This is a genomic window from Ruegeria sp. BB9, from assembly GCF_056539345.1.
The window spans coordinates 202,483-217,517 of the sequence record NZ_JBQFUU010000003.1 but is presented as its reverse complement, the minus strand read 5'-3'; the positions used below and the strand labels follow the sequence as shown (position 1 = coordinate 217,517).

The following is a 15,035-nucleotide window of genomic DNA, read 5'->3' as shown; positions in this document are numbered from 1 at the left end:
GCCAAACTTTGCCCACCAAACGGGGCAAGCGAACCTTAAGCAGATTTGTCCAACGCACCGTGTTAGACACCGCGCCATTACACAGTTAATGACCACCACTCACCACGGATCGTCCGGGCAATCGTGAAACTCTTGGCAACCAATTCGGGTTGCGCATCTCGATTGGCCGGGCGATCCGACCCCCTAGACCAAAGCAGCGTAAACCGGTGGCAGAATCGCGTGCGATTGTGCTAGGTCTAGCGGTATGGCGCAGGCAAACCCCAATATCAGCGAAAATCGCTCGGTAATCCGGCAACTCGACGAGGCCGCGATCAACCGCATCGCCGCGGGCGAGGTGGTCGAACGCCCCGCTTCCGCCGTCAAGGAACTGGTGGAGAACGCGATCGACGCCGGAGCGACCCGGATCGCCATCGACATCGCCGACGGCGGCAAGACCTTGATTCGCGTCACCGACGACGGGTGCGGCATCGCGCCCGAGGATCTGCCGCTGGCCCTGTCGCGCCACGCGACCTCCAAGATCGACGGGTCCGACCTGCTCAACATCCACACCTTCGGGTTCCGCGGCGAGGCGCTGCCCTCGTTGGGCGCGGTTGGGCGTCTGACCATCACCAGCCGCGCGCCGGGGGCCGAGGCGGCCCAGATCCGCGTCGCCGGCGGCAAGATGGAAGGCGTCAAGCCCGCCGCCCTGCGGGCGGGCACCGTGGTCGAGCTGCGCGACCTGTTCTATGCCACGCCCGCGCGGCTGAAATTCATGCGCACCGACCGGGCCGAGGCGCAGGCGATCTCGGACACGGTCAAGCGGCTGGCCATGGCGGAACCCTCCATCACCTTCACCCTGCGCGATGTCTCGGGCGGGGGCGAGGGGCGCGTGGTGTTCCGCGCCGACCGCGAAAACGGAGACCTGTTCGACGCGCTGCACGCCCGGCTGGCCCGCATCCTGGGGCGCGAGTTTGCCGAGAATGCCTTGCGGATCGACGCCACGCGTGAGGGGATCAGGCTGTACGGATATGCCGCGCTGCCGACCTATTCGCGCGGCGCGGCGGTGGCGCAGTTCCTGTTCGTCAACGGCCGTCCGGTGCGCGACAAGATGCTGACCGGGGCCTTGCGCGCGGCTTATTTCGACTTCCTCAGCCGCGACCGGCACCCGGCGGCGGCGCTGTTCATCGACTGCGAGCCAACGCTGGTGGACGTGAACGTGCACCCCGCGAAATCCGAGGTGCGGTTCCGCGATCCCGGCGTGGCGCGGGGGCTGATCGTCTCCAGCCTGCGGCACGCGCTGGCCGAGGCGGGGCACCGCGCCTCGACCACCGTGGCCAACGCGACGCTGGGTGCGATGCGGCCCGAACCGGCCCCGGTGGCACCCGCGCGGGTCTATCAGATGGACCGGCCCTCGCCCGCGACACGGGCCATGGCCTATCAGGCGCAGGCACCTGGCTTTGCTGATCTTGCCAATGCCTACAGCGGCAGCGTGGTCGAGCCCGTGGCCGAGCCCGCCTCTGCGCAGCCCGACCAGACACCGCCCGAGCATCTGCCCCTGGGGGCCGCGCGCGGGCAGGTGCATGAAAACTACATCATCGCCCAGACCGCCGACGGCATGGTGATCGTGGACCAGCACGCCGCGCATGAACGGCTGGTCTATGAGAAACTCAAGAAGCAGATGGCCGAGAACGGCGTGGCCGCGCAGGCGCTGCTGATCCCCGAGATCGTGGAACTGTCCGAGGGCGACTGCGCCCGCCTGCTCGCGGTGGCCGACGACCTGTCGCGCCTGGGTCTGACCATCGAGCCCTTCGGCGGCGGAGCGTTGGCGGTGCGCGAAACCCCGGCCATTTTGGGGGAGGTCAATGCGCGGGCGATGATCCTGGATATCCTGGACGAGCTGGCCGATCAGGGCGAAAGCCAGACGGTGCAGGCGCGGATCGAAGCGATTCTCAGCCGCGTGGCCTGCCATGGCTCGGTCCGCTCGGGCCGCCGGATGCGCGCCGAAGAGATGAACGCCCTGCTGCGCGAGATGGAGGCGACGCCCCATTCGGGCCAGTGCAACCACGGGCGGCCGACTTACGTGGAACTGAAGCTGAGCGATATCGAGCGCTTGTTCGGCCGCAGTTGATCCGACCGCCGGTCGGCGGTAGAAAAGAAGAAACAAAACAAGAACGCGCAGGTTGAGATGATAGAAATCGCAGGCACCCAATATTCACTGAACGATCCCATGGTGATGGCCGCCCTGATCGGGGCGGGGGTGGTTCTGCTGATCCTCGTTCTGCTGTTCCTGGCCCTGCGCGCGGCCAACCGCTCGGCCCGGATGGCCGAGCCGCTGGCGCAGCAGCTGGCCTATCTGGGCCAGCATGTGCAGCAGTTGGGGCAGGGGCAGGAGCAATTGCGCGGCGGGTTGCAGCATGTCTCGGACACGCAGGCCAATGCGCAGGTGCAGGTGATCCAGACGGTCGAGGCGCGGCTGTCGGCGGTGCAGCAGCACATGAACGACCGGCTGGCCGACAACGCCATGAAATCCGCCCGCGCGCTGGCTGAGATGCAGGAGCGGATGAAGGAAACCCTTCATGGGTCGTCGAAACAGACAGCGACCTCGCTGACCCAGTTGCAGGAACGGCTGGCCGCCATCGACAAGGCGCAGGACAACATCACCAAACTGTCGGGCGACGTGCTGTCGCTGCAGGACATCCTGTCGAACAAGCAGACTCGCGGCGCCTTCGGCGAGATCCAGTTGAACGACATCGTGTCCAAGGCGCTGCCCTCGGACAGCTATGTGCTGCAGGCGACCCTGTCGAACGGCAAACGCGCCGACTGCCTGATCCGCCTGCCCAACCCGCCCGGTCCGATCGTGATCGACAGCAAGTTCCCGCTGGAGGCCTATGAGGCGCTGGTGGGCGCGGGCAATGACATGGAGTTGAAGGCGGCGGTGCAGATGTTCCGCAGCACGGTGCGCAAGCACATCACGGACATCTCGACCAAGTACATCCTGGATGGTGAAACCGCCGACGGGGCGCTGATGTTCCTGCCCTCCGAGGCGGTCTATGCCGAGTTGCACGCCAAGTTCCCCGAACTGGTGCAGGAGAGTTTCTCGAAACGGGTCTGGATCGTCTCGCCGACCACCTGCATGGCCACGCTGAACACGATGCGGGCCATCCTCAAGGACGCGCGGATGCGCGAACAGGCGGGCGCGATCCGCAAGGAGCTGGGCCTGCTGCACAAGGATGTCGAGCGTCTGGGCGACCGGGTGGCCAATCTCGACCGGCATTTCGGGCAGGCGGCCAAGGATATCTCGGAAATCAAGATCAGCGCCGAAAAGGCCGGCAGGCGCGCGCAGCGGCTGGACAATTTCGATTTCGATGAACTGGCCCCCGAAGACCGGGCCAACGTGGTGCCGCTGGGCAAGTCCGAGGGCTGAGGCCTACTGGATCGACAGGTCCAGGTTGTAGCCAACGGTCTTGCCGGTATCCCGGTCGTTGCCCATCAGGTAGACGCGGATAGTATAATTCCCATCCTCGGGCAGGGTGATGCGGGCTGTGTTGCCGTCGATCGAGCCGTTGTAGATCGCGACCCCGTCGCTGCCCGGCGGCAGGATGTTGAAATAGACTACGCCGCTGCCGTTGGTATCGCTGACCTGAAGCTCGGCAAACAATTCCTGCCCGCCTTTCGCGCCCAGCACGTAATCGAAATATTCATTACCCGTGATGGTGCCGTTAACCATGGTGCCGAAGTTTCCGGGCTGGAATTTCACCTCGGCCGTCCTTTGGGCCGAGGCCGGCAGGGCCACAACGGCAATGAACAGGGCTGCCAGAGCTTGTTTCAACATTCTGCATATCCTCCCGGTGATTCCCGGCTCCAAGCCTAGCACAACTGAGGGGCCGTTCAGATTCGCAGGAAGGGCTGCACCAATCTTGGGATCAGGCTGTTGAACTTCAGCGGAGCGTCGGTCACGGCCAGGCAGATGCAGTCCTCGGACATGTCGGCCACGGGTGTGTGTTCCAGATCCTCGTCTGCAATCTCGACATCGCCGCGGGCGAAATGATCCACCTCGTCGGAAAACGCGCCTTGCAGAACCATGGTCAGTTCCATGCCCTTGTGGCCGTGGTCCGGTACTGCGGCACCGGCCGGAATGAACAACAGGCGCGCCGTAGCATCGCGCGATGTTGGCAGAATGGCCTGCTTGACGCCCATGCCAATCGGCTTCCAGCGGATGCTGTGCACGTCACCGCCGACGTAATCCTGCAACGGGGCCGGAAGCACATCGCATTTCGCGCGCGCGGGCCTGGGGGTCGGAGCACCCTGCGCGATCAGAGCCATTGTCGATGACAGGGCATCCGCGGACAAAGGTGCGGCTTCGACCTGGTCTTCAAGCATGTGTCCGCCCACCGCGTCATAACTCTCGGCGCGGGCGCGACAATGGTCGCACAGGGACAGGTGGGTCGCGACCATCAGGTCGAACGCTTCGGGCAGTGTGCCCGAGGCGTAGGCCATCAGCAGGTCGTCCGTCAGGTGATGTTTGATCTCTTTGCTCATCTCTATCATCTCAGTTCATCGCGTGGCGCAAGCGGTCCAGCGCCAGCCTAATTCTCGATTTGATGGTGCCCAACGGAAGCCCGGTCTGCGAAGCGATCTCGCGATGGCTCAGGTCACCAAAATATGCCTTCTCGATCAGTTCCCGCTGTGCCTCGGGCAATTGCAGCAGGGCCGTTTTCAGTTGCGCCGTTTCCTGTTGCAGCGCGATTACGTCTTCCTGTTCGGGTTCCGCTTCGGGACCCCATGTCAGTTCTTCCGGTTCAGGACGCCGCTGTTTGCGAATGGCGTCGATGCGTTTGTTCCGCGCGATCGTAAAGACCCATGTCGCCACGGTAGCCCGTGACGGATCAAACAGATGCGCCTTGTGCCACAACGTGGCCATGACTTCCTGCGCGCATTCCTCGGCCAACGTCGCGTCCGAACCCGACCGGATCAGGAACGCTTTGACCCGAGGGGCAAAGTGCTGGAACAGCTCGGCAAACGCCGCCTGATCCTGCGACTGACGGATGCGTTGGACGTGGGACACCCACTCGCATCTTGCTGCGCCATTATTCTTCGTACCGTTCACCGACGATCCCTTGGTTCGTTTCGTGCCGCGCCCAGCCGGCCGCGCCGCCGGGGCGGTCGCGACATCGTCCGGAACAACGGTGTCCATCTCGGTAAACATAACTGTATTACGGTGCCGCACCCAAGTCGGATCACGCCTGCCCGAGATTTTTGATCCGGTCGCGCGTTTTTTTCGTATCATGATCATGGATGTTCGCTGAAAAACGCAGCCGATCCAGAATGTTGACCGCTAGAAAAGATCAGTCCGACCATGCCAGAAATCGACTTCGTTCCGGCCCATACCTTTCACGGAAGGAAAGGTGCCATCGAGAACGCCTTTCGCTACTCGGTCGACTACATTCTGCTGGATCCCGAACAGGCAGCGGAAACGCCCGCGTTGTTTTCGGTAGATAGACCCAACCTCACCGGCTGGCGGACCCGCGATCATGGAGGTGTGCCTGGCGATGGTCGGGGTGCCCCGTGGCTCCGCGACAGTCTGCGGGCGATGCAAATCCCCCAACCCGCGCAGGTTCTGTTGCTGACCCAACCCCGGGTGCTGGGCCACGTATTCAACCCGGTCAGTTTCTGGTTTTGCCTGAATGACGCAGGCGCACTGTTTGCCGTGGTGGCCGAGGTCACCAACACTCATGGAACGCGGCACAGCTATGTCTGCCACAAGCCGGGGTTTGACGTGATCGCTCCTTCTGACCGGATTTGCGCGACCAAGGTCATGCATGTCTCGCCCTTTCAAAAGATCGAGGGCACCTACACTTTCCGGTTCGACCTGCGCCCGGATCGGGTCGGGGTTTGGATCGACTACGGCCGCGACGGGGGCGGTTTGATTGCCACGCTCACGGGCATCCGGCAACCTCTCACCAATGGCGCGATCCTTCGTTCGCTGCTGCGACGCCCGTTTGGCGCGCGGCGGGCGGTTGCATTGATCCACTGGCAGGCACTGAAACTGTGGGTCAAGAAGGCCACCTTCCGACCGTTCCGCACCGCACCGGTGCCATCTCACCCGGTCTCGCGCCCGCACGAGTGACGATCTGCAGTTTGCGCAAGATCAAGGACGCAGGCGCTGTGCAATGGTTGAGATGGACTCCAATTGCGGACAGAGGAGTTGAAACCAATGCTGGAAATCTCGCCAACCAAAGTCGCCCAGGTCGCCATGATGGGCCGCGAACTGGATCGCGCCGAGGGCGAGCTGCGGGCTTTTATCGATCGCATGGACGAAGACGAGCAAGCCGAGTTGGTCGCGATCATGTGGATTGGACGTGAAAGCTTTTTCCCGGACGACCTCAGCGAGGCGATCGCTACGGCCAAGGCCGAGGCCTCGACGCCATGTGCCGATTACCTGATCGGCACGCCGCATCTGTCGGATCACCTTGAGAACGGGTTGGACGCGCTGGGCATCTCGGCCGAAGATGTCGAGAACGACCTGATGTAGTCTTGGTCGCCCGCACGGTGTTTCTGCGCTATGCTCCGGGGCAGAGGGCGCCGTGTTTGGCACAACGCCCGGTCCACAGCAGGGGCGCCGGATGCCGCGCATGTTAAAGACGATATTGGTGTTGGCCTTTATGGCCGTGCCCGCGTGGCCGCAGCGTCCGGCGCTGGCCTGCACTGTTTGTCTGGCACTTCCCGAAAACTCTCTGGCCGACCGGTTGTTGTCTGCTTCGGTCATCGTTCTGGCTGCACCCGCGCCCGACGACCCTTTCCGCTATGCACCTGTCGGGTTGCTGAAAGGCAGTTGGGACGAGGTTGCAGACCTCCCCCAGATACCGTTTCTGGTGGACAGCAGCACGCGGAATGCTCTGCGGGCCGATCCTGACCGGGTGGTCCTGATGATCTATGGCCCAGGCCGCCGGGACAAGGCCGGGCGCGCCTTTGATCAGTCCTGGACCAAGGGATTTCTGATGACGCCGCAGCGGGCCGATTTTGTTGCCGAGGCACAGGCGCAAGGCCAAGGCTGGCGGTTGGACGGATCCCGATCCGCCGAGCGCGCCGCGTTTTTCGCGGCCTATCTGAATTCCGGAGACCGGTTGTTGCGGAACACCGCTCTCATCGAACTCCACCGGGCACCCTATGCGTCTGTGCGCGGCCTGCGCGACGCTGCTGCAACCCCGTATCTTCTGCGCGATTTGCGGAGCCTGAATCGCGTAGCCTATGCCCCGGCAACGATCCGGCTGCTGGGCCTGCAATCTGATCCGGCCGCGGCAAAGGCGGTGCGCGCGGTCTATCCAAAGGCGGTCGCCACCGGAGGGTTCAATCTGCGCGAATGGGCGCTTGCCGGTATCGAAATCGACGGCGACCAAGCCCTGAGCACGATCAAGGAGGCTCTGACCGCCAGCCCGCTTTCTCCAAAGGATCGCCGGGCGATCATCGCGGCGCTGATCGACGGCGGCGAAGCGATGCCGGAACACCGCGGGAAAATCCTGGATATCTTTGTCGACGAGATGGCGCACGACAAAAGCACGGCCGGGCAGATCGCCCTGGCCACGCGCGATTGGGGGGATGATACGCTTGCCCCTGCGCTGCGGGCGCTTCTTGCTGACCCGCAGATCGACCCCGCCACCGCCTTCGCCATCCGGGTGGCCCTGCCATCCGGTCAGTGACTCTGCCCATCATGACGTCAGGTTAACAAAGCTTAATCCGTTGGTACGGAACCGTTAACGCGGCGTCCTTTTATCTGATGACAGTACTGCAATGCAGTTCGGTTTTCAGGAGGACAAACCAATGGCAACCGCACAAACCACACAGTCGAACCACAGCCTGTTTCATGACCTTTTTGCAAAATACGCCGAGGCCAAGACCGAACGGTTTCGGAAGCAGATCTTTGCGAAGACGGTCCGTGACCTCGAACGCCTGAGCGACCAGCAGCTCCACGATATCGGCATCACCCGCTCAGACATCCCCCAAACGGCCTATCAGAGCGTCTATCAGCGCGCCGCGTTTACGCAGTAACCAGGGCCGCGCCCCAAAAGGACACCGGCCAAACCGGGAGGAAACAGCCGATGCTCGACACAATGCAACCGACTCAACAACCCTGCCCATCCGCCAGCGCGCTGCTACTGTTCGATCGCGCCATGCGCATCCGGGCGGTCAAGGATGACATCGTACGCGCGGCGCAACATCTGAGTGGTCTGGATGACCGGCAGCTGTCCGAGCTTGGCATCAACCGCAGCGATCTTGAGGAAACGATCGAGCGCTACATCTGAACCACAGGCGCCGATCGAACGGTCGGTCACAATACCAGAAAAAAGCCATTCCGGTGCGTCCGGAATGGCTTTTTTGGTTGGTTCAGGCCAAGTGGTCGACCACCTGCAGGTGCTGTGCCAGCTTGTCGATCTCGGCCATCCAGGCCTGAACCAGTTTCGGATCGCTGGGCGCGGCATGGACACCGGCGGGAATGGCGCGGTCCTGCACCGCCTCGACCGCCAGCGAAACCGGGATCGACACCAGACGCGCCATCGCGCTGCCGCGCGCGTCGCCCCAGGCATCCATCACGTAGGTCTTGTGCCAGACGGCCTTGCCATCCTTCTCGGCCTTCAGCCCGACACAGAGCACGACGCGGTCCGGCTCACCCTCTTCATAGGCGTTCTCGGCCCAGAACTGGTCGGACATTTCCTTGAGCCGGGCATCGCCCTCGGGGCCTTCCAGCGTTTCGATCTCGCGGAACACGTCCGACCAGGCATCCGACCAGCCGTTCAGCCGCAGGGTGCCGCGGACGAACTCCTTGACCGGCCAGTGCTCCTCGAAATGGTACTGCTGCATGAAGGGGATTGAATCGCGGTTCGGATAGACCTCGAAGCTCTCGGGCGTGGGAAGCGGCGCGACATAGGTGCTGATCGCGTCCCAGGGCCGGGCCACGTCCAGCGGGGCATAGTCGCGGATCGACCGCGAGGGCGAACGCAGCGCCTTGAGCACACCCAAGGGCGACCAGCTGAACTTGTAGCGGAACGGGTTGGGGTTCTTGGGGATGCCGCCGCAATAGGAAATGAAGCTGAGGTGGTTTTCCGGGTCGAAGGCGTCGGACGCGCGGTAATCGTCCACCAGCGCATGGGCCATCAGGTGGTCGATGCCCGGGTCCAGCCCGACCTCGTTGACCAGCGCGACGCCGGCCTCGCGGGCTTTGTCGTCCAGCGCGCGCATCTCGGGCGCGATGTAGGAGGACGAGACGAAATGCGCGCCCTTCTCGATCGCCAGTTCCGCCAGCGGCACGTGCCAGTCGCCCGGCAGCATCGAGACGATCACGTCGCCCTTTTCCAGCACCGCGCCCAGCGCATCAATGTCGAAGGCCCGGATGTCGTCGGACAGGTCACCGACCTCGGCGCGGGCCTTGCCGACGGTCCGGTTCCAGACGGTGACCTTGTGGCCGGCCTCGATCAGGCGGCGCAGGCCGGGGATGGCCGACAGGCCGGTGCCACACCAGTGAATCGTCATGGCTCAGATCCTTTCGATATGGGATTTGAAGGTGTCCTCGGCCCGCGCCCAAACGCCCGAGGTCAGGTCGGTCAGGGTCAGCAACGAGGGCAGAAGCTGCGCGGCGTAGTCTTCCGAGCTTTCGACCGGCAGCATCGAGGGCAGGTTGTCGATGGCCATGACGTCGAGAACCGGGTCGGTGGCCACGCGTAGGGCGGGTTCTTCCCAGGTTGTGGCGCGGTCATAGACCGGCACCGGGTTGTAGTCGCTGTCGGGGTCGCAGGCCACGTCGCCGATGGCGGTCAGCTTGCGCGGGGCATTCAGCGCCTCGCGCGGGACAAAGACCGGGGTGCCGGGGCGCGCGAAGATGCAGTTGAGGAAGATGTCGTGTTCGAGGATCTCCGGGAACGGCCCGCCATCGGCGGTTTCGGCCATGTCCCATTTGGTCACCTCGACCCCCATCGCCTCGCACAGATCGGACGCGCCGGTGCCGACCCTTCCAAGCGCGCCGATGACGATGGCGCGGGGGCGGGGAGCGCCGGTGGCGTCCAACTCGGCCAGAAGTTCGGCGTTCAACGCGTCCTTGCCGGGATAGACGCCGACGGGGCCGCAGATCTCGCCCCGCTGCTGCGCCGCCCAAGTCTTGAGCGTGACCGCCGCGCCGGCATACCCGGCCCAATAGCCGAAGGCCGCGACCCGCCGCCCGGTCTCGTCCACCAGGTATTCCAGGTCATACAGCGTGCCACCACCGGCCTTGAACCGTTCCAACAGCTTGCGGCCCGAATGCTGGCCCTTGAAAGCATGGCCGAACATGATGTGGCGGTGCGGCAAGGGCGTGCCGTCCTCGGGCAGTTCCTTGAGGCCGAAGATGATCGCGTCCAGCGGCGCCTCCGGCCACGAGTTCTCCGGCGCGATTTCGCAGCCCGCCGCGCGGTAGCCGTCGATCGGGATGGCGCGGACATGGCTTTCCTCGACCGTCACGCGGATGCCCGCCGCGATCAATTGCGCCGCGCCCTCGGGCGTCAGCCCCACCCGTTCCTCGTTCGGGCGCTGTTCGGCCCGGACCCAAAGATGTGTCATGCGATGTCCTTTTGTCAGAGCATTCCGGCGGCCCGTACCGCCTGAACCGAGGGTCGGGCCTCCATCGCCGCGCGGAAGGCCTGGATCTTGGGAAAGGCAGTGACATCGACCCCGTCACCTTCCAACCAGCTGCAAACCACGTAGAGATAGGCGTCGGCCAGCGAGAATACCTCGCCCAAAACAAACGGGCCGCGCAGCCCGTTTGACGAGATGTAAGCGCAGGACTCGGTCATCGTCTGGGCCACCTTGCCCTTCATGTCCTGCCAGCTGGACTCCTGATCCGCCCAACGGTGACCGCGCATTTTGTGCGCATGGTTCACATGCATGGTCGAGGCCAGGTAATACATCACCTCGCGCATCCGCGCGGCCAGGACCGGATCGTCCGGAACAAGCCCGGCCTTCGGGGCCTTGGCTGCAATGTATTCAAGCAGAGCGCCGGTTTCCGTCAGAATGCCACCATCGACCACCAGAGCGGGAACGCGACCCTTGGGGTTGATCTGCTTGTAGCCCGCCGTCGTCTGCTCGCCCGCAGCGAAGTCCAGTTTGATCGCCTCATAATCCAGACCGGCTTCCTCAAGCGCGATGACGACGGCGATCGAGATAGTGCGGGGTGCGTAGTAGATCTGCATCTGGGACCTCCGATCCGGTTACAGGTGGGTCTGGGCGAAATGCCGGTCCGGCGCTTCCAGATGCGGAACCGCGTTGAACAGAACCGGGCTCAGGTCCGCTCCGATCGGGTGCAGACGATGCAATGAGGTGTTCATGATGGCAAGGGCCACCCGCGCCATTGCCGGAATGTCCAGACCCATCGCCTGTCGCACCACCATCGAGATCAACCCGCCCGAGGTCACCACGATGGCCGGCCCGTCGTCGTCATGGATTTCCCGCAGAGCGTCCGAGACGCGGGTCTCGAACTGCTCGAAGGTTTCGGGCGCGTTCCGAATGTCGCCGTTGGCCCAAGCCTTGAAGGTCAGCGGCAGGTGCTGAACGAAGCCTTCGCGGTCCGTCGGGATCGTCACGCCGTGCTGTTCCTCGAACAGTTGCGCAAGGGTGAAATACTCGATTTCATTCAGACGTGCATCACGGACGGGTTCCGGCAGACCCATGCTTGCCGCCGTTTCCACATGCCGGGTCAGGGTGCCGCAAAACACCCGTGGATAATGGGCTTTGGTCTCGCGCAGATGGGCCCCAAGCCAGCGCGCCTGCTGATGCCCAAGCTCGCTGAGCTTGTCATAACTGTGTTCGTCCCGTGCGGTGGTGTTGGCCTGCCCGTGGCGTACCAATGTGATGTATGACATGTCGGTCCCTCTTGGCCCGAAGTCTTAGGGCAGCTTGCACGCAGGGGCCAGAGGTGTTCGGCCGGTTGCCGTCAAAAAACCGGGACAGGCTGCAACCGGGCTTGCGGGCGGACGGCTCGGCGATAGAGTTGCGGCAAGCGACAAGAAAGGACAGCGCAATGGCCGTGAATGCGCAGAGGTTTCTGGATGATCTGCACAAGCTGCGGGAATTCGGAGCTGCGGGGGTGGGTAAGGGCGTCGTGCGCCCGGCATATTCAGACGCGGACATTGCGGCGCGGCGATGGCTGGCCGACCGGTTTCAGGAGGCCGGGCTGCAACCGCATTTTGATCCGGTCGGAAACCTGTTCGGTCTGGCATCCGCGCCGTCGCTTTTGATGGGGTCACATTCAGACAGCCAGCCCGAGGGCGGTTGGCTGGATGGCGCGCTGGGCGTAATCGCGGCGTTGGAGCTGGCTCGCTCCAGCCAGCGCCCGATCTCGGTGGTCAGCTTTCAGGATGAGGAAGGCCGGTTCGGCGTCACGACCGGATCAGCCATTTGGTCCGGCAAGTTGCCCCTTGCGCAGGCTGACGACCTGACCGACCACGCGGGCAAACGGTTCGGTGACGCGCGCGCTCGGATGCAAAGTCTGATGCAGGATTTTGTGAACCCCGCCCAATTCACCGGGTTCATCGAAATGCATATCGAGCAGGGTCCGATTCTGGATGCCAACGCCGAGGCCATCGGTGTGGTCTCGGACATCGTGGGCATTCGCGACATGGTCATCGAGTTTTCCGGCCAGCAGAACCACGCCGGCACGACGCCGATGCACTTGCGCCGAGACGCGTTCCAGGCTCTGACGATCTTCAATGGCCTGATCAACGAGCGGTTCCGCAACGTGGTGACCCCGCAGACGGTCTGGACGATCGGTCATGTTGAGCTGTCTCCGAATGCCTCGTCAATCGTTCCTGGTCGGGTCCGTTTCTCGATGCAGTGGCGCGATCAGGACACGGATCGTCTGGCCCGAATGGAAAGCATTATTCGTACGACCGCCCAAGAGGTCAGTGAATCCATCGGGGGCGAAGCGCAGTTCGGGCCAATGCTGGGCATCGAACCGGTTGAAATGGATCCAACCCTCCGGCGGTCGCTGGAACACGGAGCCCAGACCGTCGCGCCCGGCAACTGGCGGGTCATGCCGTCCGGGGCCTTGCACGATGCGTCGAACGTGGCAGCCTTGATGCCGGTCGGAATGCTGTTCGTTCCATCCATCAACGGTATCAGTCATGACTTCGCGGAGGATACCGCCGAGGCCGATTTGGTGACGGGGCTGAAGGCCTTGGAGGCGGCACTTGCCGATCGCTGAGGTATGTGGCCGCCGACCGTGAATATTGCAATTTCAGCTGTTGCGTAACGGAAAAAAGTTTCCTATACGACACAAAGCTGCAGCATGCAGATGTATACTCCTTGTCCATGAGCGATTTAGGCCGTGATGAATACCTGCGATCTGAAGTCGGACGGAACACCGCCAGCCGTGAAGTTGCCGGTACCGGAAAATGCATGTCGCCCTGCCAGAATTCCTCTGACTCGATCCGAAAAGGCTGCCGTGGCATGGTATTCCCAGCCATATGCTTCCGGATCCAGTCCATCGCGTCACTTTTGCCAAAAGAAAGAACACTGACATGCCTGGAATGAAGCGCACGCCGTTGTATGACCTTCATGTTGAGTTGGGAGGCAAGCTGGTTGATTTTGCGGGCTGGGAGATGCCCGTTCAGTATCCTTTGGGAATCATGGGCGAACACAAGCAGTGCCGCGAGAAGGCGGCGTTGTTCGACGTGAGCCACATGGGCCAGGTGATCCTGCGGGGCGAGAATGTGGGCGAGAAGCTCGAGGCGCTGTGCCCGCAGGCTTTTGCGACGCTGCCCGAGGGCAAGGCGCGCTATGGGTTCTTCATCAACGCGGACGGCGGGATCATGGATGATCTGATCGTGTCGAACGCGGGCGATCATTTCTTCGTGGTGGTAAACGCGGCGCTGCGCGATCAGGACATTCCGCACATGCGCGCGCATCTGGACGGGGTCGAGGTGACCGAGATCTTCGACCGCGCGCTGGTGGCGGTTCAGGGCCCGAAAGCCGAGGACGTGGTGGGCGCACTGTGCCCCGCGGCCCGCGATCTGAAGTTCATGGAAACCACCGTGGCCCGGATTAACGGCGTCGAATGCCGGATCTCGCGACTGGGTTACACGGGCGAGGACGGCTATGAGATCTCGATCCCCGAGGACAAGGCGATCGAGGTCACCCGCGCCCTGCTGGCGCATGAGGATTGCGAACCAGCGGGCCTGGGCGCGCGCGACAGCCTGCGGCTGGAGGCGGGTCTGTGCCTCTACGGCAATGACATCGACCAAAGCACCTCGCCGATCGAGGCCAACCTTGCCTGGGCGATCCAGAAGCGGCGCAAGGAAGAGGGCGGCTTTCCCGGCGCGGATCGCATCCAGCGCGAACTGGCCGAAGGCCCGGCACGCAAGCTGGTGGGGATCAAACCCGACGGCCGCGCCCCGGCGCGACAGGGGGTCGAGGTGCAGGATCTTCAGGGCAACACGATCGGTCAGATCACCTCGGGCGGGTTCGGCCCAACGGTCGGCGGCCCTGTTGCGATGGGCTATGTCGCGGCCGGCCACACCGAGCCGGGCGAACAGGTAAATCTGATCATCCGGGGCAAGGCGCAGCCGGCGCAGATCGTGGCGCTGCCCTTCGTCAAACAGAATTACAAGCGTTGAAGTCAGGAGAGAGACAGCATGGCAACCTATTATTCCGAAGAACATGAATGGCTGACGGTCGAGGGCGACACGGCCACGCTGGGCATCACCAAGCACGCGGCCGAGCAGCTGGGCGAGGTGGTGTTCGTCGAGCAGCAGGACGTGGGTGAAGAGTTTGCGAAGGACGGCGAGATCGGGGTGATCGAATCCGTCAAGGCGGCCTCCGAGATCTATGCCCCGGTCGATGGTGAGATCCTCGAGGTGAACGAGACGCTGGCCGACAACCCAGGCGCGCTGAACGAGGATCCCGAGGGCGAAGCGTGGATCTACAAGATCAAGATCACCGATGCCGCGCAGCTGGAAGATCTGATGGACGAGGCCGCCTACAAGACGTTCATCGGGTAAACCCGACCGGAGTCCCGGCATGGGGCTCCATCGTTTTTC

The 15,035-nt window shown here is 63.3% G+C and carries 17 protein-coding genes; 10 read left to right on the top strand and 7 right to left on the bottom strand.

Translation table 11 applies throughout. The features are described from left to right. The first annotated feature begins 244 nt into the window (after window positions 1-244). On the top strand, window positions 245-2,107 hold the full coding sequence (gene mutL, locus ACR0FC_RS11935; RefSeq protein WP_170341151.1) for a DNA mismatch repair endonuclease MutL: 1,863 nt from the start codon (window positions 245-247) through the stop codon (window positions 2,105-2,107). Between the two features lie 57 nt (window positions 2,108-2,164). Beyond that, window positions 2,165-3,403 carry a DNA recombination protein RmuC gene (locus ACR0FC_RS11930; RefSeq protein ID WP_170341153.1) on the top strand — a complete coding sequence of 413 codons (1,239 nt, stop codon included), beginning with the start codon at window positions 2,165-2,167 and terminating at the stop codon, window positions 3,401-3,403. Window positions 3,404-3,406: 3 nt separating this feature from the next. On the opposite strand, the gene ACR0FC_RS11925 is transcribed toward ACR0FC_RS11930, so the two are convergent. Genes ACR0FC_RS11925 through ACR0FC_RS11915 form a run of 3 tightly spaced genes read right to left on the bottom strand, consistent with a single transcriptional unit; the run spans window position 3,407 to window position 5,185 of the window. Beyond that, on the bottom strand, window positions 3,407-3,811 hold the full coding sequence (locus ACR0FC_RS11925) for a hypothetical protein (RefSeq protein WP_170341155.1): 405 nt from the start codon (window positions 3,809-3,811) through the stop codon (window positions 3,407-3,409). A gap of 56 nt (window positions 3,812-3,867) precedes the next feature. After that, entirely contained in the window at window positions 3,868-4,518 is a 651-nt protein-coding gene (locus tag ACR0FC_RS11920; RefSeq protein WP_093964400.1) for a ChrR family anti-sigma-E factor, read from the bottom strand. 10 nt (window positions 4,519-4,528) lie between these two features. Continuing rightward, entirely contained in the window at window positions 4,529-5,185 is a 657-nt protein-coding gene (locus tag ACR0FC_RS11915) for a sigma-70 family RNA polymerase sigma factor (protein WP_174825133.1), read from the bottom strand. A 150-nt stretch (window positions 5,186-5,335) separates the two neighbouring features. Here ACR0FC_RS11915 and ACR0FC_RS11910 point away from each other — a divergent pair, with 150 nt between their 5' ends. The 5 genes from ACR0FC_RS11910 (at window position 5,336) to ACR0FC_RS11890 (ending at window position 8,279) form a co-directional block, all read left to right on the top strand. Continuing rightward, window positions 5,336-6,106 (top strand): DUF1365 domain-containing protein, encoded by a 771-nt coding sequence (locus ACR0FC_RS11910; protein WP_170341158.1) that lies wholly within the window; start codon window positions 5,336-5,338, stop codon window positions 6,104-6,106. 87 nt (window positions 6,107-6,193) lie between these two features. Beyond that, window positions 6,194-6,511 (top strand): DUF3775 domain-containing protein, encoded by a 318-nt coding sequence (locus ACR0FC_RS11905; protein WP_093964170.1) that lies wholly within the window; start codon window positions 6,194-6,196, stop codon window positions 6,509-6,511. Between the two features lie 100 nt (window positions 6,512-6,611). After that, window positions 6,612-7,676 (top strand): hypothetical protein, encoded by a 1,065-nt coding sequence (locus tag ACR0FC_RS11900; RefSeq protein ID WP_170341160.1) that lies wholly within the window; start codon window positions 6,612-6,614, stop codon window positions 7,674-7,676. A gap of 121 nt (window positions 7,677-7,797) precedes the next feature. Further along, the gene (locus ACR0FC_RS11895; protein WP_141138513.1) at window positions 7,798-8,025 is read left to right on the top strand and encodes a DUF1127 domain-containing protein; all 228 of its coding nucleotides are present in this window, start codon (window positions 7,798-7,800) and stop codon (window positions 8,023-8,025) included. A 50-nt stretch (window positions 8,026-8,075) separates the two neighbouring features. Continuing rightward, the gene (locus tag ACR0FC_RS11890; protein ID WP_093964173.1) at window positions 8,076-8,279 is read left to right on the top strand and encodes a DUF1127 domain-containing protein; all 204 of its coding nucleotides are present in this window, start codon (window positions 8,076-8,078) and stop codon (window positions 8,277-8,279) included. Between the two features lie 82 nt (window positions 8,280-8,361). Here ACR0FC_RS11890 and ACR0FC_RS11885 read toward each other — a convergent pair whose 3' ends face one another. From ACR0FC_RS11885 to ACR0FC_RS11870, 4 genes are read right to left on the bottom strand one after another with little or no spacing between them, the layout of a single operon-like run. Continuing rightward, entirely contained in the window at window positions 8,362-9,504 is a 1,143-nt protein-coding gene (locus ACR0FC_RS11885; RefSeq protein WP_170341162.1) for a saccharopine dehydrogenase family protein, read from the bottom strand. A gap of 3 nt (window positions 9,505-9,507) precedes the next feature. Continuing rightward, window positions 9,508-10,563, bottom strand: coding sequence for a saccharopine dehydrogenase (locus ACR0FC_RS11880; RefSeq protein WP_170341164.1), 1,056 nt, complete (start codon window positions 10,561-10,563; stop codon window positions 9,508-9,510). Between the two features lie 14 nt (window positions 10,564-10,577). Beyond that, window positions 10,578-11,192, bottom strand: a complete 615-nt coding sequence (locus tag ACR0FC_RS11875) for a glutathione S-transferase family protein (protein WP_093964176.1) — start codon at window positions 11,190-11,192, stop codon at window positions 10,578-10,580. A gap of 18 nt (window positions 11,193-11,210) precedes the next feature. Next, complete coding sequence (locus tag ACR0FC_RS11870; RefSeq protein ID WP_170341166.1) at window positions 11,211-11,861, bottom strand: histidine phosphatase family protein; 651 nt, start codon at window positions 11,859-11,861, stop codon at window positions 11,211-11,213. A 158-nt stretch (window positions 11,862-12,019) separates the two neighbouring features. Between ACR0FC_RS11870 and ACR0FC_RS11865 the strand changes: the two genes are divergently transcribed. The 3 genes from ACR0FC_RS11865 (at window position 12,020) to gcvH (ending at window position 14,996) form a co-directional block, all read left to right on the top strand. Beyond that, entirely contained in the window at window positions 12,020-13,201 is a 1,182-nt protein-coding gene (locus ACR0FC_RS11865) for a hydantoinase/carbamoylase family amidase (RefSeq protein ID WP_170341168.1), read from the top strand. 316 nt (window positions 13,202-13,517) lie between these two features. Continuing rightward, window positions 13,518-14,612, top strand: coding sequence for a glycine cleavage system aminomethyltransferase GcvT (gene gcvT, locus ACR0FC_RS11860; RefSeq protein WP_170341169.1), 1,095 nt, complete (start codon window positions 13,518-13,520; stop codon window positions 14,610-14,612). An 18-nt stretch (window positions 14,613-14,630) separates the two neighbouring features. After that, on the top strand, window positions 14,631-14,996 hold the full coding sequence (gene gcvH, locus ACR0FC_RS11855; protein ID WP_170341171.1) for a glycine cleavage system protein GcvH: 366 nt from the start codon (window positions 14,631-14,633) through the stop codon (window positions 14,994-14,996). Window positions 14,997-15,035 lie beyond the last annotated feature (39 nt).